The sequence below is a fragment of the Dysgonomonas sp. PF1-14 genome (assembly GCF_029892965.1).
GTDB lineage: Bacteria > Bacteroidota > Bacteroidia > Bacteroidales > Dysgonomonadaceae > Dysgonomonas.
In genome coordinates this window covers 94,594-117,345 of sequence record NZ_JARXWN010000006.1, presented here as the reverse complement: position 1 = coordinate 117,345, position 22,752 = coordinate 94,594, and the positions used below count along the sequence as shown (strand labels likewise).

Genomic DNA, 22,752 nt, shown 5'->3' with positions numbered 1-22,752 from the left:
TATGATTAATTTAAATACATATATTCTTTTCGGTTAAATAAAACACACTTCGAAGTTCATTTTTACAATCCTGACAATCAACTATATATAATTAATTTCAGAAAAAGTTTAAAAAAAGTATCGAAAAAGTTTTGTAATTAAAAACTTTGCTTTACATTTGCAGTGTACTAGTTATCTAATACACCAAAACAATAAGACTTTAAAATAAAAATAACAACTTAAAAACATACAATTATGAAAGCAATTATTTTAACATCAGTATTCGCAGCGTTAACTTTCACAGCAGACTTAAACGCAAGAAATGTAAAGACATACATCAATGAAGAGCAAACAGCATTGGGGCTAAACAAGGAATACATCAGCGTAGACAAAAATTCCCAAAGACCCGAAACTAGAACAAACTATATGTATGACGCAGACGGTCGCATGACCAAAAAGACCATAAGCCGGTGGATTGATGAAGCCGGTTGGGTAAGCGTCAGCAAAATAGAATATAACTATGGCGAAGGAGATCTGGTATCTTATGCAACACACACCAAGTGGGACAAGAATACCGAGAACTGGTCGACCAAATCTGATTGCCAAATCAACATTTACGGCAGCAATAATGAACTACTCACAATAAAAAGGATGGAAATAGACAGCAACATAAGAACGAACTTGATTACTCAAAAGTGATTAGCTAAATATTAAGATTAAACAACAAGAGCAGGGCTGTCCGCGAGGATAGCCTTGTTCATTTTATTACTCAAGCATCATAGCCCACTATTTCGTCACCTCATCTATCAGATAAAATATCGACTTGAAGTTGATGTCACTATACTCGCTCATTCCTATCTCGCAAGTACGGCTGGTAGAATAGCCGTCTTTGCAATCGGCAGGAACCTGCTCGTTAAGATGCCTCAATCCATGCTTGTTCAACTCGGGATAAGTAAAGCCTCTGTCACCCGCAAATCCGCAGCAGTTAGACTCTACAAAAGCGACTTCCTTAGAACACAACTTCGCCAGTTCGAGCAATTTCTGTTCCATACCTATCTTCTTTACCGAGCAGACAGTGAACACAGTCACCACTTCGCGGGGATGTTTTACCTCCAGTTTAGGCATCACAAAGTCGAGCATAAACTCCACAGGGTCATATATCTTCAGATTCTTATTCGTATATGCTTCATGGAAGGTATAGAAACAAGGGCTCATATCGAACAACACTGGATATTTACCATTTTCGGAAGCTTTCAGAAGAGCTCCTTCCAATTCCTGTGATTTACGCGCACCTTCCTCTTTCAGACCTTTACTGCTGAATGCCATACCACAACAAAGGCTGTTGATACCTTCGGGGTAAATGATAGTAAAGCCTGCACGCTCCAACAGTTCTATTGTTTTACGTGTCAGTTCCACATCACCCTTTTCATATCCTTTCGATTTACCCATCGACCGGTTGATACAGGACGGGAAATAAACTACTTTATCAGGCTGCCCGTCATTTACAATCGTATCTTTTATCTTATGCGCACCCTTAGGCATATCCCTGTTCCATTTCGGAATGGCTTTGAATGACACTGTACGCATAGCTGAAGCAATACCTCCCATGAGGGAACTACCCAGCAAGGTATGAAAGGCATTCACAAAATTGAGTCCGCCTCGTGCTATGGAAGTCGTACCCGCCATATGGCTACCAATATATCCGGCAATCTTATGTGCAGTAGGCGAAGCTTCGGTGTGGCGCAGGTCTTTGATAAACTTGCCTGTATCTATCTTCACCGGACATACAAGCCCGCAGAGCCCGTCTGTTGCACAGGTTTCGTCCGAATAATATTTAGCATCGTGAAGCATCTGTTTCAGCCTTGCCGCATCCTCACCCATTGCTGTCAATCGGGATATTTCGCGGGCAATAACAATGCGCTGGCGTGGCGACAAAGTAAGCCCTTCGGCGACACAGTTAGGCTCACAGAATCCACACTCCATACACTTGTCCACAATTTCGTTCACAGCAGGAAGCGGTTTCAGATTTTCGAGGTGTATCTTCGGATTCTCATTTATTACTACTCCCGGATTTATCAGATGGTTCGGATCGAAAGCCTTCTTTATCCGCAGCATAATCTTATAAGCTGCCTCTCCCCACTCTTTTTCTACAAACGGAGCCATATTGCGTCCTGTGCCATGTTCAGCCTTTAGCGATCCGTCAAACTTGTTAACGACAATATCAGCCAGTTCGTCCATCATGTCAGCATAACGCTGTACTTCACTTGGCGTATTGAAATCCTGAGAGAATACGATATGAAAATTACCATCGAGAGCATGTCCGTATAGTACAGCATCGGAATAACCCGCCCTTTTAAACAGTTCTTTCAAGGCTACACATGCCTCCCCCAGACGGGCAACAGGAAATGCCACATCTTCTATCAGGCAGGTAGTACCCGTTTTACGCAGACCGCCGATAGAAGATAATAAGCCTTTACGCGCTTTCCAATTGAAATTGTATTCCTTCGGATCGGAGGTAAATCTATATGGCTGTATGGTCGGTATGGATACAATTGCCTCTCGTATCGCCTTCTCCTTTTGTTCCATTATTTCCGTATTATCCCCTTGTATTTCTACCAGCAGCAAACAGGCTGTTTCGGGTAGAGCACGGAAATAGGCAGGCGCTTCAGGATCATCCTCGATAGACCGTATCGAATCCCTGTCGAGAAGCTCTACCGCCGAAACAGGCGTTTGCTTGAGTAGAGGAACTACATCGCATGCGGTTTCTATCGTTTCATATATCATCAGCGTACAGGCCTTGTACTTCTCGTCTACTACAGTATTGTATGTAATATCGGAGATGAATGCCAGTGTACCCTCCGAACCTATCATCAGGTGCTTTATAATGTCTATCGGATCCTCATAGTCTACCAATGCGTTTATGCTGTATCCGGTTGTATTTTTAATCTTAAACTTGCGTTTTATACGTTCGTTCAATACATTATCCGCTTTTATTTCATCCCGCAATTGTTCTATCTCTTTTATGATTTCGGAGTGCTTTTCCCTGAACGCTTTTTTACTATTTTCGTCTGCCGTATCCAGTATAGTACCATCGTAGAGAACAATGCGAATATCAGCAATCGTTTTGTACGAATTCTGATCAGTACCGCAACACATACCACTGGCGTTGTTGGAAGCAATACCACCGATCATTGCTGCATTGATAGATGCCGGATCGGGACCGATCTTTCTCCCGAACGGTTTCAGATATACATTCGCCCGCGCACCTGTAATACCCGGTTGCAATTTTATAGCCAATGCCTCATCATCCAGAATAGTGTATTTGCGCCATTCGTGTGTTGCTACCATCAGTACCGAATCGCTGATAGCCTGCCCCGAAAGACTTGTTCCCGCAGCACGGTATGTCACAGGAATATTCAGCCGGGCTGTTTGTCTGATTACTTCCACAGCCTCTTCCTCGCTGTGCACCTGCACCACTATTTTAGGTATCAGGCGGTAAAAACTGGCATCAGTTCCGTAAGCAAGCAGTTGCAGCGGATTGGTAATTATACGTTTGGCAGGAATTGTCCTCGACAATTCATCTTTCAGTTGCTGATAATTGGCAGGTAACATAGTCGATCTTTAATGATTTTAGGACATGATTTTATCACTGGGATAAAAAACAGATGCAAGTTATAAAACATAATCGAAATCCGGATAAGCTTTTATTATAAAGGAAGTAAAAAAACAGAAAGTGATCGCAAAACAAGGCAAATATTAGAGAAGAATAATTTTAACTAAAAAGTAACGAATGTAACGGATTTGCATTGTTTTCAATTCTTATTACTTTCTACCCTAGTAGGGGTATCCCTTATGGGTGCCCGCCTATGCAATAAACAGGCAGGAACAAGCCACTGCCCCTCCATATTTGCAATTTTAACTAAAATGTAACGAAAGTAATGGATTTATACTGTTTTGATTCTTTGTTACTTTCTATATTACCTATTAATTAACTGATTTCAAAGATCGCTTTCCCCAATCAGGTGACCACAAGGGTACGCTCCTACATTGACTCCGTTGATTCTGCGAATTCATAATTCATAACTCATAATTTATAATTGTTCCTGACATATAGATAAACTTTTTCATTCTTCATTTTCACTTTTCATATATTTGTCCAAATAGCAAAGCCAAAAGTCCTATTACGTTTTCCGGATTTGTTAGAAATACAAAAAACCGATAATTTCCACCTATATAATTGGCTAAATACAAGAAAAAGAAGTAATTTTGTTGGTCAAATTTAACAAACGAGAAAACAATATACATTATTCATTTCTAAATTGATAAAAACAATGAGAATCGAAAAAATTTTCGCACGTGAGATCTTGGATTCAAGAGGAAATCCTACAATCGAAGTTGATGTAACACTAGAATGCGGTATTATGGGTCGCGCTGCTGTTCCATCGGGTGCTTCAACAGGTGAAAACGAAGCTCTTGAACTTCGCGACGGAGACAAAAAAAGATATCTTGGTAAAGGTGTAACTAAAGCCGTAGATAACGTAAACAAAATTATTGCTCCTGCACTGTTAGGTGAGTCTTCTCTCGATCAGAGAGGTATCGACCATCAAATGATCAAACTTGACGGTACAAAAACAAAATCGAAACTTGGTGCTAACGCTATATTAGGAGTTTCTCTTGCTGTTGCTAAAGCTGCTGCAAACTATCTTGAACTTCCATTGTATCGCTACATTGGTGGTACTAATACATATACACTGCCTGTGCCGATGATGAACATCATCAATGGTGGTTCTCACTCTGATGCTCCTATCGCATTCCAGGAATTTATGATCCGCCCTGTAGGTGCTAAATCTTTCAAAGAAGCTCTGAGAATGGGTGCTGAAATTTTCCACGCACTGAAAAAAGTTCTTCACGATCGTGGTCTTAGTACAGCAGTAGGTGACGAAGGAGGTTTTGCTCCTGCTCTTAACGGAACAGAAGACGCTCTTGAGTCTATCCTGAAAGCAATCAAAGATGCAGGTTACAAAGCAGGAAAAGAAGTGACTATCGCTCTTGACTGTGCTGCTTCTGAGTTCTATGACAAGACTGCTAAAGTTTACGACTATAGTAAATTTGAAGGTAAAAAAGCTGCTAAACGCAAAGCTGCCGATCAGGTTAAATTCCTTAAAGAACTTACTGAAAAATATCCTATCGACTCTATCGAAGACGGTATGGACGAAAACGACTGGGACGGATGGAAAAAACTTACCGATGCTATCGGTGACAAAGTTCAGCTTGTAGGTGACGACTTGTTCGTAACTAACGTTGACTTCCTTCAAAAAGGTATCGAAGGCGGATGTGCTAACTCTATCCTGATCAAAGTAAACCAAATCGGTACGCTTTCAGAAACACTGGATGCTATCGAAATGGCTCACCGCGCAGGTTACACCAGCGTTACTTCTCACCGTTCGGGTGAAACTGAAGATGCTACAATCGCTGACATCGCAGTTGCTACAAATTCTGGACAAATCAAAACAGGTTCGCTTAGCCGCACAGACCGTATGGCTAAATACAACCAGCTTCTTCGCATCGAAGAAGAGCTTGGTGCAAAAGCTGTTTACGGATGGAAACGCGTTCAACGCAAAAAATAAGAATAATAGCTTATTAACATATAAAACCGGTGTCCGACAGGGCATCGGTTTTGTTTTTTATATGATTCTGACTATTTTTGCAAAGAGCCGCAAACATAATAGCCCGGCTATCTGTTTTAACGGATAGTTGATTGAAGAGCCTATGAAGCGTATATTATATATTATTACTTTCTTTTTATTTACTACATGCACTGGTATTTTTGCGCAGACCGACAAAGGAACGCCCCGAAATGGTGAGGGGATTGATAACTTCCTGATACGGCATAAACGTACAGAAGTCGGCCACCGCAAACAATTTATAGAACTCAATAAAGGTAAATTCGGACGAAACAACAGCCTGCTCAAAGGTGTCACCTATGTGCTGCCTCCTCTATCGGGGAAAAAGGAAACTATCAAGACTTCCACATCCGCAAGCAATACTGCCAATACTGCAAGTACACAGAAAGGCACGAAGCGGCAAAATAAACTGTTCGGGACAAAATATCAGGATTATACTGTCAAATCGAGTAAACTGAAAGGTGCTACATTTTTCCTTTCCAGCGGACATGGAGGCCCCGATCCGGGCGCAATAGGAAAGGTAGACGGGCGCGAACTTCACGAAGACGAATATGCCTATGATATAACCCTGCGTCTTGCGCGCAACCTGCTCGAAGAGGGAGCAACCGTATATATGATCATACAGGATGCCAAAGACGGAATTCGTGATGACAGATATCTGGCAAACAGCAACAGGGAGACTTGTATGGGGAAAGCAATACCATTGAACCAACTGAAAAGGCTGAAACAACGGAGCGACAAGATAAACAGTCTGGCTGCTAAGTCAAAGGATAAATATAAAAGGGCAGTATTTGTGCATGTAGACAGCCGCAGTAAGAAACAGCAGCTAGATGTATTCTTCTACCACTCAAAAAATAGCAATAACGGCAAAAAGCTTGCAAACACTATGCGCAATACTTTTTCGAGCCACTACGACAAACATCAACCCAGACGTGGATTTACAGGGACGGTGAGTACACGCAGCCTGTATGTGCTGGACAATACTACTCCGGTAGGCATATACGCCGAACTGGGAAATATACAAAACAGCTTCGATCAACGCAGGTTCCTCGATCCTAACAACAGGCAGGCTCTTGCCAACTGGATGTGCAGGGGATTTATCACCGACTACGAAAACTCGAAGAAAGGAAAGTAAGGATTATCAGTTTTTATCCGTTATCTATTTTCGTTTATTTGGTGGCAGCTAACTGACGAAAATTGACAATTGCCTCCTGCTTTAGCTGGAGGAATATATAGTGAGATATGGAATGGCTTTAGCCAAAATATTTTGACTAAAGTCATTTTCAGTGAGACTTATAACCCACGACTTAAAAGTCGTGGCAAGTAAAAGACAGCTACGAACGTGTCATTTTTACATACATTTCGTTCCTGCGACCGCTGGTTGTCACCTCTATTGATAATCGTCTCGGAGCGCCAACTGAAAATAGTTTCGTATATTTGTAAAAACACATAAATAAGTTGAAACCATGAGATTATTACTTATCAGCAATTCAACCAATCCCGGAGAGCCTTATCTGGACTATCCGAAGTATAACATCAAAGAGTTTTTGGGTGACAAGCCTGTAAAAGCCCTGTTTATCCCTTATGCTGCAGTAACCTTTTCGTACGATGAATACGAAGCTAAAGTGAACAACCGCTTTAAAGAAATAGGACACAGCGTAGTGAGCATTCATCACTTCGATGATCCTAAAAAAGCAGTGGAAGAAGCCGAGGCCATTGTTGTAGGTGGAGGCAATACATGGAAACTGGTACGTACGATGCGCGACAACGGCATCATAAAACTAATAAATAAGCGAGTGAAAAAAGGTGTGCCATACATCGGATGGAGTGCAGGATCGAATGCAGCCTGCCCTACCCTGCGTACAACAAACGATATGCCGATTATCGACCCAAAAGGTTTTGACGTAACCGATCTGATACCTTTCCAGATCAATCCGCATTATCTAGATGCACATCCGAAAGGGCATGGAGGCGAAACGCGCGAAGACCGCATCAGGGAATTTATCACCGAAAATCCTGATATGTATGTAGTAGGGTTACGCGAAGGCACAATGCTGAATCTGGAAGGAAAGAACCTGAAACTAATAGGCAAAAAATCGGCTCGTATATTCAAGTTCGGAGAAGAACCAAAAGAACTGAAAACAAAGGACGATTTCAACTTCCTGTTAAAAAAGTAAAGATATAAAATGTTTGGAGGCTATTCTTCGGCCTCCAGACATACCATAACAAACTCCTTACCCACCTTATAATACGCACGAAATCTGTGCTTTGTTTCGGTACGCGTTTCGTTTGCTGTAAATGTTCCTGTAACCTCTGGGGTAAATGTATCCACAAACAGATGATACAGAAAGTCTACTCCGCTGGTATCTATAAATTTAAACATGGCTTCCTTTGCCGACCAGTGCAACAGGAGATGCACCAGTTCGTTATTTTTGTCTATATATTCACCCTCAGCTATCAGACGGCTCTGCACACGCCTTATCTTTTCCGATATCTGCTCTATGTCGAGTCCAATATGTTTTATCTTATTTATAGCTACCGCTACATAGCCCTTGGTATGTGACACGCTGATATGATATGACTTGTCGACAAGGAAAGGTTTACCGGACAGATTGTATCGTACTTCCTTTTCTTCGCCCAACAGCTCCTTTATCAGTATGCGGGCAGAAAGGATTTCGAGGACACGCGATTCGGATCTGACGGTATAGATATTCTGCACCCACTCGTGATGGGACAAAAGAGACAACAGATCACCTCTGGATTCTTCTATCTTCCAGATACCGATCATGGTCGATTCCGTTATATGTCCTTTATAATAAAGCATTATTGCTCCAAAGGTAAAACTTTTTTCATCAGGTCGGCAAATATTGCTCCCATTCGTTGCTGAATATATTGACTCTTACCCTCATACGGATGCCAACCAAATTCGACACCGCCAATTTTTTCATTATTGTGAGCATACACAATACTATATTGCTTTCCTGTAACCGGATGCAGGTGATCTTTAGAGAAGCCGATATATTTATCAAATTCTACTACAGGAAAACCCCACTTCGCACCTAGCTTGCGAATTGCAGGATTAAACACAGTACGGGCATCGTGCCAATGCGTACACAGAACGATGACAGCAGGCTTCCCGCCGGGAGTATTGTAATATTTCGATTTCTTATCAAACTTAAGATTATAACATTCTGTTATATACTGCTTTATTACATAATCATAAGCTGCGGCGTAATTAGAACGATCGAAAGGGACTGTATAATCTTCATAGTTTTCTTTTAATCCTGTTTCATCAGCTACATCTTTGTCGTGTACATGCATAATAACAAATACATCTATGTTCTCAAGCTCTTTGCGGGAATATAATTCCCCTTTAGACATTTTGTTTGCAGCATCGGCTATAGCTTCAGCCGGAACAGCCCGATTAATAGGTTTTGCACCCAGTTCTTTACACCCGAGTTCAAACCATCCGTTGTTAGATGAGGCAAATGAGGCTCCGGTAAGTAAGATAGTATATTTTTTGTCCTTTGTCGTCTGGGCATTAATTGTAGATAGACAGCAAGCTAACAATAGAAAATATAGAAGTGATCTCATCTTAAGTATTTATATTAATATTGGGCATAAGTATAGAAGAAAAAAGAGAGTTCCTTTTCAAAAACTCTCTTTCATATCTTATTGTAACTCCATTAGTTTATATAAGCAAGTACCTGATTCTTCTGAACCTTAGCTCCCTGCTTAGTTTCTATCTGTACGATCTTACCTGAAGCCAATGCTTTCACTTCTTCTATTCCGTAATAGGTTTGAATGAAGCATACAGTTTGTCCTTCTTTGACTTCTGTTCCGATAACAGGAGCGGTAGAAACGTCATCTACATCAATCTGCCAGATTACCTGTCCGCTTACAGTTGCCTGCAATGGTTTAGCATCAGGATATTTAGCGGCAATAGCCTCTGCATCGAATGCAGGAACCTCGATCACCTGACGGGTAACCACAATAGGAGCACCGGCCTTTTCCTTCATTTTTTCAAGGTCTTCATTGAAGCGTTGCTTAGCAAGACCAGATTTATAATCACGATACTGACGGTCGTGCATAGCAAGTTCGAATAACTCTTCATCATCCTCACCGTATTCCCAACCGTTTGCATCCATTTCCTTACGATATTCGTCAAGGGCATCAGGATATTCATCCTGCGGATTACCTGTATAGAATTCAAGACCTTTAGCTTTAGCAAGTTCAATGATTTCATCATCCAGTTTGCCCGGAAGAGTTCCTGTCTTACCAAGAATCATATTCCAGCTGTCCTTATCAATGTTAGAGAAGCGTGCTTGACCCTGTGCCATAGCGAAGATATTCATCAATGCGATGTTCTTCACATACTGGCTAAATGGTGTCACCAATGGTGGATAACCAAGTTTAGGCCAGATATATTCTACTTCTTCGAACAACTGTACAACAAGGTCGTTCAATGAAACCTCAGCTTTGCCATTGTTGCGAAGTGCCATATTGATAGCAGGATGCATATTACGCAGGTCGGCCATCATCGATCCCATCATACCGCCCGGAAGTCCGCAACCAACAAGTAATGAATTCAGGAACTTGTTAGAAGGGTCAATCCAGTATCCTAAGAAATCATCGATGAAAGACTGAGTCAATGCACGAGCCTCCATATAAGCGCTCATATTGATATCAGGAACCAGGAAGCCCGCATCTTTCAGCATAGCCTGTATAGTGATCACATCTGGATGCACCATACCCCAAGCCAATGGCTCGATAGCTGTATCGAGATAGTCGGCTCCGGCGCGTGCAACTTCCAGCATAGAAGCTACAGAGAATCCGGGACCTGTATGTCCATGATATTCGATCGGAATATTCGGGTGTCTGTCTTTCAATGCTTTCACCAGCCTACCCAAGAAAGCAGGACGCCCAACTCCGGCCATATCTTTCAGACAGATTTCATCTGCTCCGAAGTCGATCAGTTTATCAGCAAAGTTTACATAATACTCTACTGTATGTATTGGGGAATGGGTGATACAAAGTGCAGTCTGGGAAATCATTCCTGCCTCTTTCGCGTACTTCACCGACAGTTCAAGGTTGCGCGGATCGTTCAACCCATCGAACGAACGGGAGATATTTGTTCCCTGTGCACATTTCACCTTAAACATCAGCTGGCGCACATCTTTTGGAACAGGATACATACGCAGTGCATTCAATCCACGTTCGAGCATGTGAGTCTGGATACCTACTTTGTTGAAGGGTGCTGTCCATGCGCGTACCGATTTGTTCGGATTTTCTCCGTAAAGCAGATTAACTTGCTCAAAAGCTCCACCGTTTGTTTCTACACGGGCAAAACAACCCATATCGATAATCACCGGTGCAATTTGTGTTAACTGGTCGACACGCGGCTGATATTTGCCGGACGATTGCCACATGTCACGATAAACGAGGCTAAATTTAATTTCTTTTCCCATAACTGTTTTTAGGTCTTATATTGAAAAAGAGCAACACAAATGGGATGTGTACTCTAAAATCTATTAATTCTCTGTTTGTATATAAGTTTTATTGATCGCCTCACAAATTTAAGGCTTTATATCGGAATAAAAGAATAAAACAAAAGCTAAAATTATCAATTTGTCATAAAAAAACTATACCTCTCTAAAAGCTGCACAGCCAAAGGAAAAATGAGCAATTCAGCCAATAAAAAAACGAGTCATTTTGCTACATAAAGTTATCAATTTCAGCTCCTGTTTTCCACAAAGAAAAACAGATACGAAAAGCATCGAAACCAAAGATCCCGATGCTTTTATTTTGTCAATCAATAAAATCGAGAGAAGCCCTGTTGAGAAAGGCTACTGTTTTGTGTATCTCTTTATACATCACAATATCTTCTTTCACAAAAGCCACTTCTTTACGATATTCTTTCATAAACTCTTCGAGTACAGGAGAGGTCTTGGCAGGACGACGGAAGTCGATTCCCTGTGCGGCGTTCATCAACTCAATAGCCAGTATATGATTCAGATTGTCCATTATCTTGAACAGCTTGACTGCTGCATTTGCTCCCATACTTACATGATCCTCCTGTCCATTAGACGAAACGATGGAATCACTGGACGCTGCATAGCAATACATCTTATTCTGGCTCACCATCGAAGCCGAAGTATATTGCGGAATCATAAAGCCGGAATTTACACCCGGATTGGCAACGAGAAACTCAGGCAATCCGCGTAGACCCATTATCAACTGAGCCACACGACGCTCCGATATATTTCCAAGCTCAGCCAATGCAATAGCCAGAAAATCATAAGTGATAGCCAAAGGCTGCCCATGGAAGTTCCCTCCCGAAACAATCTTATCTTCATCGGGGAAAATTGTAGGATTATCCGTTACGGAATTTATCTCGGTCAGAAGCACAGAAGCCACATAGTTGATAGCATCTTTGGTTGCGCCATGCACTTGCGGGATGCAACGGAACGAATAAGGGTCTTGTACATGAGCCTTTTTACGCGAAATAAGTTCACTGCCATCGAGTAGCTTTCTGAAATTGGCGGCAGTGACCTGTTGACCTCTATGCGGACGCATAATGTGTAATCCTTCGTAAAACGGATCGATTAGCCCATCAAAGGCTTCGAGTGAAAGAGCCGCAATAACATCTGCTTTCTTCGACAACTTGAATGCTCTCAGCATAGCGAACACACCATTGGCACTCATAAACTGCGTACCATTAAGTAATGCCAGTCCTTCCTTACTCATCAGGCGAATAGGTTTCCATCCAAATTCATCGAGTACGCTCATTGCCTCACGCTTCTTGCCCTGATAATATACATCGCCGACACCTATCAATGGCAGGAACAGGTTTGCCAGTGGAGCCAGATCGCCCGATGCTCCCAGCGAACCACGATCGCAAACGATAGGAATAATATCGTTGTTGAAAAAGTCAATAATCCGCTGCACAGTAATCACCTGCACGCCGCTATATCCGAGCGACAAAGCATGTGCCTTCAACAGCATCATCAGCTTAACTACAACGGTAGGAATCTCTTCGCCAACACTACAAGCATGCGATTTCACCAAATTTTCCTGCAAACGGGTCAGTTCGTCAGGTGATATATTTATATTACACAACGACCCAAAACCGGTAGTGATCCCATACATCGGCTCTTTAGACGATTCTATCTTTTCATCGAGATAATCCCTGCATTTTTGTATGCGTTCTTTAGCTTCCGGCGCAAGTTCGAGCTTGAGGTTCTTGTTGATAATCCTTTCTATTATTTCAAAGTCGAGTTCCCCCGAACCTACATAGTAGACATTCTTCATATATTTACAGCATTTTGTTTACTTTGCTCAACAATTCCTGTTCTTTAGCGATAGCATCTTTTTCCAACTGGTCGCATTCGGCCTTCATCTTTGCCACGTATGCCTCATCCTTGAGGGAAGACAGATTGATCTTCACATTCAGAATTGCGCCCAATACAGCCGTACGGGCAGACATCATGCTTACACAGGCGTCTGTTATAGCATTCTGGTTTCCATTCTCGGCAACCTCTGCAATCAGCCCCATGATAGTATAAGCGCGACGGGCAACTTCCATAGGCACTTCGGCGGCTATCTTTGTCGCAGCCTGTATTTGCTTGCTGCGCTCAGCCTTTTCTTCATCAGTCTCCTTCGGCAGTTTGAAAGCAGCGAACACTTTATTGTACGCATCCGAATCGGCATCTATGTCTTTGAGGAAAAACACCTGATGGTTGTTCATAGAAGCAGCAAGTTGCTTCATCTGTTCTTCCCGGTCTTCGTATTTTTTCTTTCCGATAGTCAGATTAGCAACCATCTCAGCTAAACCTGAAGCAATTGCTCCATTCAAAGCTGCAATACTTCCTCCTCCGGGAACCGGATCACTTCCTGCTGTTTTAGCAAGGAATTCTTTTATTGTTAAGTCGATTAACATGGTATTAAGTTTAATTTCAAGATTTCAGGTTTCAAATTTCAATATTGACAGCCTGAAATCTTAGTTATTAGTTATTAATTATTTATTCTTTAGTCCGTTAATTTCGGTTTGCCTTAGGTACTTAATAAAGTTAGATAACGATTGGGATATTATCATTGCTTTTTGATAATAAATTTCAAAATCATTTTTGGAAATATAACCAACATCGCAGGATCGGTATAATTGGCTTCTAGCTTCCCCACAAGAGCCTTTTGCGATGTATAAGAATTGTATAAACTCTTTCCGTCCATCTCGTTCGAAGCCTTCCGCTATATTATCCATTATGGAACCTGAAGAAGCTCTTATCTGATCTCTTAGCCGGAAATCTTTAGAAAATTCTCCTTTGTTTGTTATTTCATAAATTTCTTTGGAGAATTCTCTTGCCAGTTTCCAAATATCTAAATCTTCAAATCTTTTTATTGTAGCCATTAATTTTGAAACTTGAAACCTGAAATCTTGAAATTAATAAAGAATCCCGTTCTTCACTACGCTTTCCACAATATTCATCCCGATATGATACGGCAGGAATTTATATGATGGAAATTCGAGAATCACCAGATCACCCTGTTTGCCGACATCTATACTACCGACTGTTCCTGCTCTGCCGACTGCCGCTGCACCATTGATAGTGAGAGCAGTTACAGCTTCTTCCGGCGACAACTGCATATAAATACAAGCCAAAGCAAACAACAATGGAATGGAATTGGTGAAACTACTTCCGGGATTAAGGTCGGTAGCCAAAGCCACAGCACAGCCAGAATCTACCATATAGCGCCCTCGTGCATAATGCTCTTTCAATGAAAAGGCTGTGCAAGGCAACAAGGTAGCAACTACGCCACTTTCGGCAAGGTCGGCAATACCCTTATCAGAAGCCTGCAACAAATGATCGGCCGAAAGGGCTTTCAGCTCGGCAGCAAGTTCTGCGCCACCAAGTGTTACTATTTCATCGGCATGTATTTTCAGTTTGAACCCAAGATCACGAGCTGCACTCAGGTATCTTCTCGATTGCTCTATATCGAATACATTCTTCTCGCAAAAGATGTCGCAGCATTCAGCTAAATTTCCGGCTTTTACTTCCGGCATTACCTCCTTGATCATATAATCGAGGAAAGCGTCTTCCCTTCCCTTGTATTCGGCAGGTGTAGCATGTGCACCCATAAATGTACTGACAATATCTACAGGATGCTCCTCGTTCAGGGCTTTCATCACTTCGAGTTGCTTCAGTTCGGTTTCCTTATTCATACCGTAACCGCTCTTCCCTTCAACGGTAGTAACTCCAAGTCTGAGCATGGAATCGAGCCGTTTTCGCCCTGCTTCTTTCAACTCATTGAATGATGCATTACGCGTAGCAGTCATTGTATTATGGATTCCGCCACCACGTTCCATAATCGACATATAACTGTCGCCACGCATACGCCACGAGAACTCTTCTTCCCTGTAGCCTCCGAAGACAAAATGTGTATGCGAATCTACAAAGCCCGGCAAAACCGCCTTACCTATAACATCTACAACCTTATGATCGGGATAATCGGATAGTGGCGGACAATCGGCATCTTTACCGACATAAGCGATTATCCCATCGGTTATAATCACTGTACCGTTTTCGATAATATGCAGATCGGACATTTCTCCACCTTTCTTGGCAGAGAATCCACTGCATGTTACCAGTTGGGAGGCGTTTTTTATGATGATATTACCAGCCCCTCCAAACCTCCCCATAGGGGAGGCTTCTGTATATAAAGGAGATTTTTCTTTCATATTTTTCTTTGTTTATCATTCCCCCTCCGGGGGCTAGGGGGCTCACTCCATCAAATGAGTTTCAAGAACCTGCTTTGTAGAGAAATCTTCCAGTCCCAGATAGTATGCAGCCGTATCTATCAGCGCATCCATAGGGACAAGGCCAATTATCTCTGCACCTACCACAGTCACCCCATAACGGTTAGCTTCCATACGCACCATTTCGTGAGCGCGGTAAATTGCCGTTTTGGTAAAATCGGTGAGATTCATCGACACCTGTACGATTCCCCTGTCGGTAAGTTCTACTCCCATTGCTTTACAGAAACGAAGACCACCGCCTAAGAAACGCACCTTTTTGGCAATAGCATCAGCTATTTCAAGTTTATCGGTATTCAGATTTACATTGTAAGCGACTAACGGCATACGTGCACCTATGACTACACCTCCGGCAGTAGGATGTGGCTGCTCTGGTCCAAAATCGGGTTTCCATTCAGCTTGTGTCATTTTTTCTTTCAGTCCTTCAAACTCCCCTTTGCGGATGGCTGCCAGATTTTCACGATAAGGCGCAGACGCTGCTTTTTCATACAGAAACACAGGTAATCCGTAACGGTCGGCAACAGCTTTCGCTACATCTTTCGACATGGCAACGGCTTCTTCCATCGACACATTGCGGATAGGGATAAACGGCACAACATCTACTGCACCCATACGCGGATGCTGTCCTGTGTGTTTGGTAAGATCAATAATATCCACAGCGATTCCGATAGCTTCAACCACAGCTTTTTTCAAGGCTTCGGGCTCACCTACTACTGTAACTACCATACGGTTATGATCTTTATCGGTACTATAATCCAATAGTTTCACTCCTTCTTTTGCACGAAAAGCTCCTGCTATTTTTTCTACCTTTTCCAAATCGCGACCTTCGCTGAAGTTAGGCACGCACTCCACAATTTTGTTTGAACTCATGATATTATATTTAGTTTCTTTGTTTATACGTTGTATATCTTGCGGGCAACGGCTTTGCAATGTTCAAGGTCGCTCTGCATCCCCATATTTTCCAGAACCAGCCCATGCAAGTGCTCCGCGATCTTTACGGCATCAGCTCCCGTCATTTTCAGCCGGAATACATAAGGTGTGTAAGACCTGTATTCGTCCCGTATATTTTCATTGTCGTTGATACCTATCGGATCCCAATCTTTCCACAGGATTTCATCGATAGCATCATATATTCTCTTTTCAGTGAAAGTCATTTTTCATCTACCCTCCTCTCCAAAATATTCATGTTCTACTTTCTGAAAATCTTCTTTGGTCATTATCCTTAGCATCTCATTCTCGCAATCCCATACACTGGCATAATCTCGGGAAACCACTACATGGTATTTCCATTTGGCGAATTTGGCATACAGCATCAATGTACAAACATCTGTAGGGGTTATAAAATCTCCGGTTTCGGGAGCATGGAAATGCACAGAAGTATCGACTTTCTCCTCGTCGTCGAATCGTATAGGGATCAGATTGCGGTGTATCTGCTGTTTATCTATCAGGTTATCCTGTTTGTCGAATGTCAGAAGATAATCGTTTCCGAAGAGTATCACTCCTGCATTTTTAGGCCCTGTCAGTACATATACTTTTCCCCCTGCGTTATCGAGAAGCGGAATCAGGTTCAGGTTGGAATTGCTATAAGTCTTAAATAAAGAGTCCTCTCTTATCTCAGTCAAAGCTTTTGTACGTATAAGGTAAAGGTCTTTTTCGCTGTCCTTAAAATCTCTTTCCTTGAAATCTATGGTTGCCGTTTCCACCAGACTTATATCCCCGAATGAAACGACTCCAAGTACTTTGGGACTTTCATCTTTAGAAAAGAAGAGACATTTGGAGGTGTTTTTATCTATATATGAGAAGTAACCACCTATCCGATCTTTCTCCTTAAAGTTATCCATGAAAATATCCGAACCATACCACGCCGCCATCTCCAGCCGGTGAAGGAGTTTCCCTTCTGCTGTGATATCTATTGCCTTCCGTTCTAAATCTATTGTCTGGGAGAAAGCTGTCAAAGAAACAGCAGCAAGTATAAGTACTATTAATTTTCTCATTTCTATTTACAAAGGTCTTTTATAAGGTCTTCATCTGCTACATAAGGCATAGTTATATGATAACCTTCATTCTGGTGTGATTGGTTAAATGTCTCGCAGGTTTCCATTGCATGGTCGTTTCGTGCCCATGATCGGCGTGCCACGCCTCCCATTACATCCCACAACATAGATGAACGTATAATCTCATCGATTCGTTCGCTGCCATCGCAAACTAATCCGAAACCTCCATTTATGGATTTACCTATACCGACACCCCCTCCATTGTGAAGTGCAATCAGGCTCATGCCTCGTGCCGCATTACCGGCAAAACACTGTACAGCCATATCGGCCATTACATTACTGCCGTCTTTTATATTAGCCGTTTCGCGGAAAGGAGAATCTGTACCGCTTACATCGTGATGATCGCGCCCCAACATTATAGGCCCTACTTCTCCATCGCGCACAAGCTTATTGAAGCGCAGGGCAATATTCATCCGTCCCAGTGCGTCCTGATACAGGATTCGCGCTTGTGTACCGACAACCAACTGATTCTTCTCCGCATCGCGAATCCAATCATAATTGTCTTTATCTTGTCCCCTTCGCAAAGGATCGATGCACTCCATTGCTGCACGGTCAGTTCTTATAAGGTCTTCGTGCTTTCCGCTCAAGCAAACCCAGCGGAAAGGCCCGTAGCCATAGTCGAATAGTTCGGGACCCATGATATCTTCTACATACGAAGGCCAGATAAAACCGTCCTTTTCATCTATTCCGTTCTTGGATATTTCTTTTACTCCTGAGTCATATATGGCTTTCATAAATGAGTTCCCATAGTCGAAAAAATATGTACCCGAAGCCACAAGTTTCCTGATAACTTCAAAATGACGCCATAAAGATTTATCTACCAGCATGCGGAATCTATCCCTGTCCTCTTTCAACAGCCTTGTGCGCTCATCGAAAGATATACCCATCGGGCAATACCCTCCTTCATATACCGCATGACATGATGATTGGTCGGAAAGAAGATCTATGTGTATTCTGTTGATCTCCGCATGTTCGAGCAAATCTACTATATTACCGTGAAAGGCAATAGAACATGCGCGTTTTTCCCTTTGAGCTTTTTGGGCAAGCCTAAAAGCCTCTCTTTCGTCTGATACAATATGATGCACCCACCCCTGATTGTACCGTGTTTCGATACGGGAATAGTCAACTTCGGCTACAATAGATACTGCTCCTGCTATGTCGGCGGCTTTAGGCTGTGCACCGCTCATTCCTCCTAAGCCGGAAGAAACGAACAGGTAACCTGCCAGATTCTTATCCTGAGGTATGCCTAGCTTTAAGCGTCCGGCATTTAACAAAGTATTGAATGTACCATGCACAATTCCCTGCGGGCCTATATACATCCAGCCTCCGGCAGTCATTTGCCCGTAATTAGCAACTCCCATCTGCGCTGCAATCTCCCAATCGGCCTGATTATCGAACATCCCTACCATCATAGAATTAGTAATTATGACGCGTGGGGCATCGGGTTTTGACTTAAACAACCCGAGCGGATGTCCCGATTCTATCACAAGTGTCTGATCACTGGTGAGTATCTCCAAATATTGCATTATTAACCGATATTGCATCCAGTTCTGACAAACCTGACCTGTTTCACCGTAAGTTACCAACTCGTAAGGATACAAGGCTATATCGAAGCACAGATTGTTGTCTATCATTACCTGAAAAGCCTTACCTTCTATACAGTTGCCTTTATATTGGTCTATCGGCTTAGGATAGATATCTCCCTGCGGGCGATAACGATAACCGTAGATACGCCCGCGCGTTTTCAGTTCTTCGAGGAACTCCGGTGCCAGAGTCTTATGTAATTCGTTAGGAATGTACCGTAAAGCATTTTTCAGTGCGGTTTCGGTCTGACTAGGGGTGAGTTTATAACCCCGATCGGGTGCGCGGCGTATTCCTTCTTCAAATGAGGGATAGTCCGGTAATATATCGCTGAGTCTTATTTCCATGATCTTCCGATTATTAAAAACAACTTCCCGAAGATAAGATTTATATTGCTTACATAAAAAATATTTATACTATTTAGCAACATATTTTTTAGACAAAAACATTTTTATTATCCTCAAAAATGAGTTTTTATAAATAGCGGATAGCGAATAACCGAAGGTATCCGCTATGTACTATATCAAAATGTCAGAAGATTATTTCAAATTATGGAGGAATTCCGATAGGTTAACGTCCCTGTCCAGATTCATTTTTTTGCGCAGCCTGTACCTGTTTACTTCCACCCCACGTACCGAAATATTTAAGAGTGGTGCAATTTCTTTCGAAGACAGGTTCATGTTCAGGTATGCACATAGAATTTTCTCGTTACGGCTCAAATCGGGAAATCTTTCATCAAGAAGCTTGAAGAAATCCTGATGAATCAGGTCGAAGTTAGACTGAAACACCTGAAAGTCAACATCATGTTCTATATTACTATTGATTTGAGTGATAAGCCTCATTACCTTCTGACGGATGATACTCAGTTGCTTTTCTTCATCAATAGCTTTCGATATACCAAGCGCATCTTTTTTCACTTCTTCCAGCATTTCGTTCTTCCTTATAATATTCAGAACATAGCCGTTCATTTCCTGCGTCTTATAGTGCAGTTCATTTTTAAGATTTTCATTTTGAAGCGCATATATCTCCTGATCTTTCTGTTTGGTTTCTTCTTCGTGCCGCTTTGTCTGGGCTATCAATTCTTCCCCTTTCTGAAGAATAATTTTCTTTTGTTTGCTTATTGTCTTTTTGTATAACAGAAACAAAAGCAGTACTATCAACATAAAATAAAGGCTGTATGCCAAAGGAGACCTGTACCAAGGCGGGCTGACCGTAAAAGTAATGGTTGCCGTATTTGTAAATTCAGTGTTACCGTTAACAAATGCTTTTACCTCGAAAGTGTATCTTCCTTCAGGTAGATTTGTGTACTCTTTGGACGCCTCCGGTGAAGGAATACTCCATTCTTCTTCCAGGCCTTTCAGCCTGTACACATACAGAATATCTGACGTCTGCGTAAAATCTGTAGCAGCATAATATATCTTTATAGAGTTGAGGGAATATGGAATCGATATGTCTTTTATTGCCTGCCCGTTACAAAGGATGCTATCGTTACGGCTACTGGTAAGACTTTTTATATATGTCTTTATATTTTTCAAGTTATGGGCAGACTTAGCCAGATCGATCCTTATAAAGGCATTGTCTACCGAAACTATCGCAGATGCGGAATCAGATAAATACACATTCTCATGATTGGTTATCAGTTCATTTGACAATCCCCAATTGTATATAGGAGCACTATATCCGCCGACAGAGTGTTTCAATATCTTAAGCTTCTTATCTGATACGAACCAGATATTCTTCATTTCATCAATCGACAAATATTCATAATATATAGCCCCTTCCAGCATTGACTCCAATTGTTCGTAATGAATAAAGCTGTCCGTAATACGGCTATACTGATAAATACCGTCCAGTCCGCAGACGATCATATTATTGTCGATCCGCCTGAAGAATAGATTCTCACTTGTGCCCCGGACACCAAGCGTATATAGCTTTTTGTTTATAATCTTTCCGAATCTCTTATCGAAGGTTATTTTTTCTACTTTCTGCTGATTGTTGACAAACCAAAAGCTATATGCATCCTCGTCATCCTGCATAAACCCTCTGCTGGAATTATTGAAATCCTCTACTCTGTGTGAAGGTTCCCACCTGCCGTTTCTCTTCTCTATAACATACAAGCCGAAATAGGTTCCTGCTATCATCTTATCCTTATCTATACCCAAAGGATGTAGTTCCCATATACTGGGAACATCAATCTTATAAACATTATTACCGGAAATAACCATGATACCGTTATCTCCCGAACAAAAAAGAGAATTATCGTATGATACCATAGACCATATCTGTCCCTCTGAGTTAGCTATCAATTTATAGCTTCCGTCCGGATTCAATTTGTAGAGCCCTTGATTGGTACCCAGATAAAGTTCATTATTGTAGGTAGCAGAGCAGTAGCCTGTCCCTATAGGAGACACTGTGGCAAAGAGATAGAGCATCGGAGTATTCAGATCGATAAGGCTCAGCCCCTTATCCAGCCCGAGCCACAGATTCTGTTCCTTGTCGAAAAACGAACTGAGCACTGTATTGTTACTCAGCCCCTTATCCAAATTATACGACTCTCTGTATGATGGATTCTGAAGATCGAACATAAAAACTCCGTTTTGTACCGAACCCAAAGCAACTACCGAGCCAAGTATGGATGTACTGAATAACTGATTTTTCGCAATGAACTCATTGGCTGCCGAACTTACTTTCTGAATATTCTCGTCATCTAATATATATAAGCCGAATTGCGCTGTTGTTATGAGCAATTTACCATCATAAGGCAAAATACTCACTATCTTTCGCGACACCAACGAAGATGACGATGCCAGAAATTGAATCTTTTTCCCTTTCGTCAAATAGAAGATTCCATCGGGAGTACCTACATACAATCTACCATCGATAATATTGGAGCAGTCTATTTTTTTATCCACAGTCACTGTCTGTATATCCTCAGTGCCATTATATATATGAATATGCTTATCGCTTACAAAATATATATTCTGTTCCCCAATCAGTATTTTCCAGACTTCTCCTACCCAATTTTTCACTTTGCCCGACAAGGATTTATAGACCAGAAAGCCCATATTGTCCGGAGCGAAATAACCGAACTCGGAACTCCCTCCTACAAAAATCTTATTATCATATATTTTCAGTGAACGTAGAATACGGTTCCTGATCGGATAAAGTGACCAGTTGACCCCATCAAACTCAAGCAGTCCGTTATTATTTGCACAATAAATCCATCCGTTTTCTGCCTGATCTATCATCCAGTTCTGAGGCCCTGCCTCATACTGGTTTCGCTCATAGTTGACTACCTTCCGTTGCCAAATAGGGGAAGAATATCCCGATACGGATAAGAACAATAGTACGATAAGAATAGATAAATGTCTTGTTTTTTGCATAAACCTATGTTAGTGTAGTATAAGATGTTTTTGTATTATACACCTTTTACTTTTTTTGTCTACCACAATTCAAATATACAATATTTCACTGAAAAAAATACAAAGAGAATTATATTGTTAAGTAAAATACTCATTATAAACATATTAAAAATTAGATGTAGTAGTGATGTAGTATTCGAAATGCAAATAATTTGAGTTTTTGATGTATTAAATTTCTTTAAAAAACAAAAATAACTCTGTAGTTTTGCATCAGAATCTTC

17 protein-coding genes are annotated in these 22,752 nt (G+C 41.7%); 4 read left to right on the top strand and 13 right to left on the bottom strand.

Annotated features, from left to right (window positions below):
• Positions 1-234: 234 nt before the first annotated feature.
• Entirely contained in the window at positions 235-678 is a 444-nt protein-coding gene (locus tag M2448_RS09215; protein WP_280645868.1) for a DUF3836 domain-containing protein, read from the top strand.
• Between the two features lie 87 nt (positions 679-765).
• On the opposite strand, the gene M2448_RS09210 is transcribed toward M2448_RS09215, so the two are convergent.
• On the bottom strand, positions 766-3,591 hold the full coding sequence (locus M2448_RS09210; RefSeq protein ID WP_280645867.1) for an FAD-binding and (Fe-S)-binding domain-containing protein: 2,826 nt from the start codon (positions 3,589-3,591) through the stop codon (positions 766-768).
• Between the two features lie 719 nt (positions 3,592-4,310).
• Between M2448_RS09210 and eno the strand changes: the two genes are divergently transcribed.
• From eno to pepE, 3 genes are all read left to right on the top strand, one after another.
• Positions 4,311-5,606 carry a phosphopyruvate hydratase gene (gene eno / locus M2448_RS09205; protein ID WP_280645866.1) on the top strand — a complete coding sequence of 432 codons (1,296 nt, stop codon included), beginning with the start codon at positions 4,311-4,313 and terminating at the stop codon, positions 5,604-5,606.
• Between the two features lie 142 nt (positions 5,607-5,748).
• Entirely contained in the window at positions 5,749-6,798 is a 1,050-nt protein-coding gene (locus M2448_RS09200) for an N-acetylmuramoyl-L-alanine amidase (protein ID WP_280645865.1), read from the top strand.
• A gap of 331 nt (positions 6,799-7,129) precedes the next feature.
• Positions 7,130-7,840 (top strand): dipeptidase PepE, encoded by a 711-nt coding sequence (gene pepE, locus M2448_RS09195; protein ID WP_280645864.1) that lies wholly within the window; start codon positions 7,130-7,132, stop codon positions 7,838-7,840.
• A gap of 20 nt (positions 7,841-7,860) precedes the next feature.
• Here the strand turns inward: pepE and M2448_RS09190 are convergent, their stop codons facing one another.
• The 12 genes from M2448_RS09190 to M2448_RS09135 all read right to left on the bottom strand — a co-directional run bounded on the left by M2448_RS09190 (position 7,861) and on the right by M2448_RS09135 (position 22,492).
• Positions 7,861-8,487, bottom strand: a complete 627-nt coding sequence (locus tag M2448_RS09190) for a 4'-phosphopantetheinyl transferase superfamily protein (protein ID WP_280645863.1) — start codon at positions 8,485-8,487, stop codon at positions 7,861-7,863.
• Positions 8,487-9,257: a DUF5040 domain-containing protein gene (locus M2448_RS09185; protein ID WP_280645862.1), complete on the bottom strand. Its 771-nt coding sequence runs from the start codon at positions 9,255-9,257 to the stop codon at positions 8,487-8,489. Before M2448_RS09185 ends, M2448_RS09190 begins: the two co-directional genes overlap by 1 nt.
• Before the next feature lie 92 nt (positions 9,258-9,349).
• Entirely contained in the window at positions 9,350-11,131 is a 1,782-nt protein-coding gene (locus tag M2448_RS09180; RefSeq protein WP_280645861.1) for a biotin/lipoyl-containing protein, read from the bottom strand.
• Positions 11,132-11,471: 340 nt separating this feature from the next.
• On the bottom strand, positions 11,472-12,974 hold the full coding sequence (gene hutH / locus M2448_RS09175) for a histidine ammonia-lyase (RefSeq protein ID WP_280645860.1): 1,503 nt from the start codon (positions 12,972-12,974) through the stop codon (positions 11,472-11,474).
• A gap of 4 nt (positions 12,975-12,978) precedes the next feature.
• Entirely contained in the window at positions 12,979-13,602 is a 624-nt protein-coding gene (locus M2448_RS09170) for a cyclodeaminase/cyclohydrolase family protein (protein WP_280645859.1), read from the bottom strand.
• 78 nt (positions 13,603-13,680) lie between these two features.
• Positions 13,681-14,070, bottom strand: coding sequence for a four helix bundle protein (locus tag M2448_RS09165; protein ID WP_280645858.1), 390 nt, complete (start codon positions 14,068-14,070; stop codon positions 13,681-13,683).
• 33 nt (positions 14,071-14,103) lie between these two features.
• Positions 14,104-15,360, bottom strand: a complete 1,257-nt coding sequence (hutI, locus tag M2448_RS09160; RefSeq protein ID WP_280645976.1) for an imidazolonepropionase — start codon at positions 15,358-15,360, stop codon at positions 14,104-14,106.
• Between the two features lie 81 nt (positions 15,361-15,441).
• Positions 15,442-16,344 carry a glutamate formimidoyltransferase gene (gene ftcD / locus M2448_RS09155; protein ID WP_280645857.1) on the bottom strand — a complete coding sequence of 301 codons (903 nt, stop codon included), beginning with the start codon at positions 16,342-16,344 and terminating at the stop codon, positions 15,442-15,444.
• Between the two features lie 23 nt (positions 16,345-16,367).
• Positions 16,368-16,628, bottom strand: coding sequence for a hypothetical protein (locus M2448_RS09150; RefSeq protein ID WP_280645856.1), 261 nt, complete (start codon positions 16,626-16,628; stop codon positions 16,368-16,370).
• 3 nt (positions 16,629-16,631) lie between these two features.
• Positions 16,632-17,468: a hypothetical protein gene (locus M2448_RS09145; RefSeq protein ID WP_280645855.1), complete on the bottom strand. Its 837-nt coding sequence runs from the start codon at positions 17,466-17,468 to the stop codon at positions 16,632-16,634.
• A 2-nt stretch (positions 17,469-17,470) separates the two neighbouring features.
• Complete coding sequence (locus M2448_RS09140) at positions 17,471-19,456, bottom strand: urocanate hydratase (RefSeq protein WP_280645854.1); 1,986 nt, start codon at positions 19,454-19,456, stop codon at positions 17,471-17,473.
• Between the two features lie 192 nt (positions 19,457-19,648).
• Complete coding sequence (locus M2448_RS09135; RefSeq protein WP_280645853.1) at positions 19,649-22,492, bottom strand: triple tyrosine motif-containing protein; 2,844 nt, start codon at positions 22,490-22,492, stop codon at positions 19,649-19,651.
• Positions 22,493-22,752: the final 260 nt, after the last annotated feature.

What these genes read in the sequence shown, in the direction of transcription:
- ftcD (WP_280645857.1), bottom strand. Translation starts at nt 16,344, where the DNA reads ATGAGTTCAAACAAAATTGTGGAGTGCGTGCCTAACTTCAGCGAAGGT.
- M2448_RS09145 (WP_280645855.1), bottom strand. Translation starts at nt 17,468, where the DNA reads ATGAGAAAATTAATAGTACTTATACTTGCTGCTGTTTCTTTGACAGCT.
- M2448_RS09135 (WP_280645853.1), bottom strand. Translation starts at nt 22,492, where the DNA reads ATGCAAAAAACAAGACATTTATCTATTCTTATCGTACTATTGTTCTTA.
- M2448_RS09150 (WP_280645856.1), bottom strand. Translation starts at nt 16,628, where the DNA reads ATGACTTTCACTGAAAAGAGAATATATGATGCTATCGATGAAATCCTG.
- M2448_RS09140 (WP_280645854.1), bottom strand. Translation starts at nt 19,456, where the DNA reads ATGGAAATAAGACTCAGCGATATATTACCGGACTATCCCTCATTTGAA.
- pepE (WP_280645864.1), top strand. Translation starts at nt 7,130, where the DNA reads ATGAGATTATTACTTATCAGCAATTCAACCAATCCCGGAGAGCCTTAT.
- eno (WP_280645866.1), top strand. Translation starts at nt 4,311, where the DNA reads ATGAGAATCGAAAAAATTTTCGCACGTGAGATCTTGGATTCAAGAGGA.
- M2448_RS09170 (WP_280645859.1), bottom strand. Translation starts at nt 13,602, where the DNA reads ATGTTAATCGACTTAACAATAAAAGAATTCCTTGCTAAAACAGCAGGA.
- M2448_RS09180 (WP_280645861.1), bottom strand. Translation starts at nt 11,131, where the DNA reads ATGGGAAAAGAAATTAAATTTAGCCTCGTTTATCGTGACATGTGGCAA.
- hutH (WP_280645860.1), bottom strand. Translation starts at nt 12,974, where the DNA reads ATGAAGAATGTCTACTATGTAGGTTCGGGGGAACTCGACTTTGAAATA.
- M2448_RS09210 (WP_280645867.1), bottom strand. Translation starts at nt 3,591, where the DNA reads ATGTTACCTGCCAATTATCAGCAACTGAAAGATGAATTGTCGAGGACA.
- hutI (WP_280645976.1), bottom strand. Translation starts at nt 15,360, where the DNA reads ATGGGGAGGTTTGGAGGGGCTGGTAATATCATCATAAAAAACGCCTCC.
- M2448_RS09200 (WP_280645865.1), top strand. Translation starts at nt 5,749, where the DNA reads ATGAAGCGTATATTATATATTATTACTTTCTTTTTATTTACTACATGC.
- M2448_RS09215 (WP_280645868.1), top strand. Translation starts at nt 235, where the DNA reads ATGAAAGCAATTATTTTAACATCAGTATTCGCAGCGTTAACTTTCACA.
- M2448_RS09165 (WP_280645858.1), bottom strand. Translation starts at nt 14,070, where the DNA reads ATGGCTACAATAAAAAGATTTGAAGATTTAGATATTTGGAAACTGGCA.
- M2448_RS09185 (WP_280645862.1), bottom strand. Translation starts at nt 9,257, where the DNA reads ATGAGATCACTTCTATATTTTCTATTGTTAGCTTGCTGTCTATCTACA.
- M2448_RS09190 (WP_280645863.1), bottom strand. Translation starts at nt 8,487, where the DNA reads ATGCTTTATTATAAAGGACATATAACGGAATCGACCATGATCGGTATC.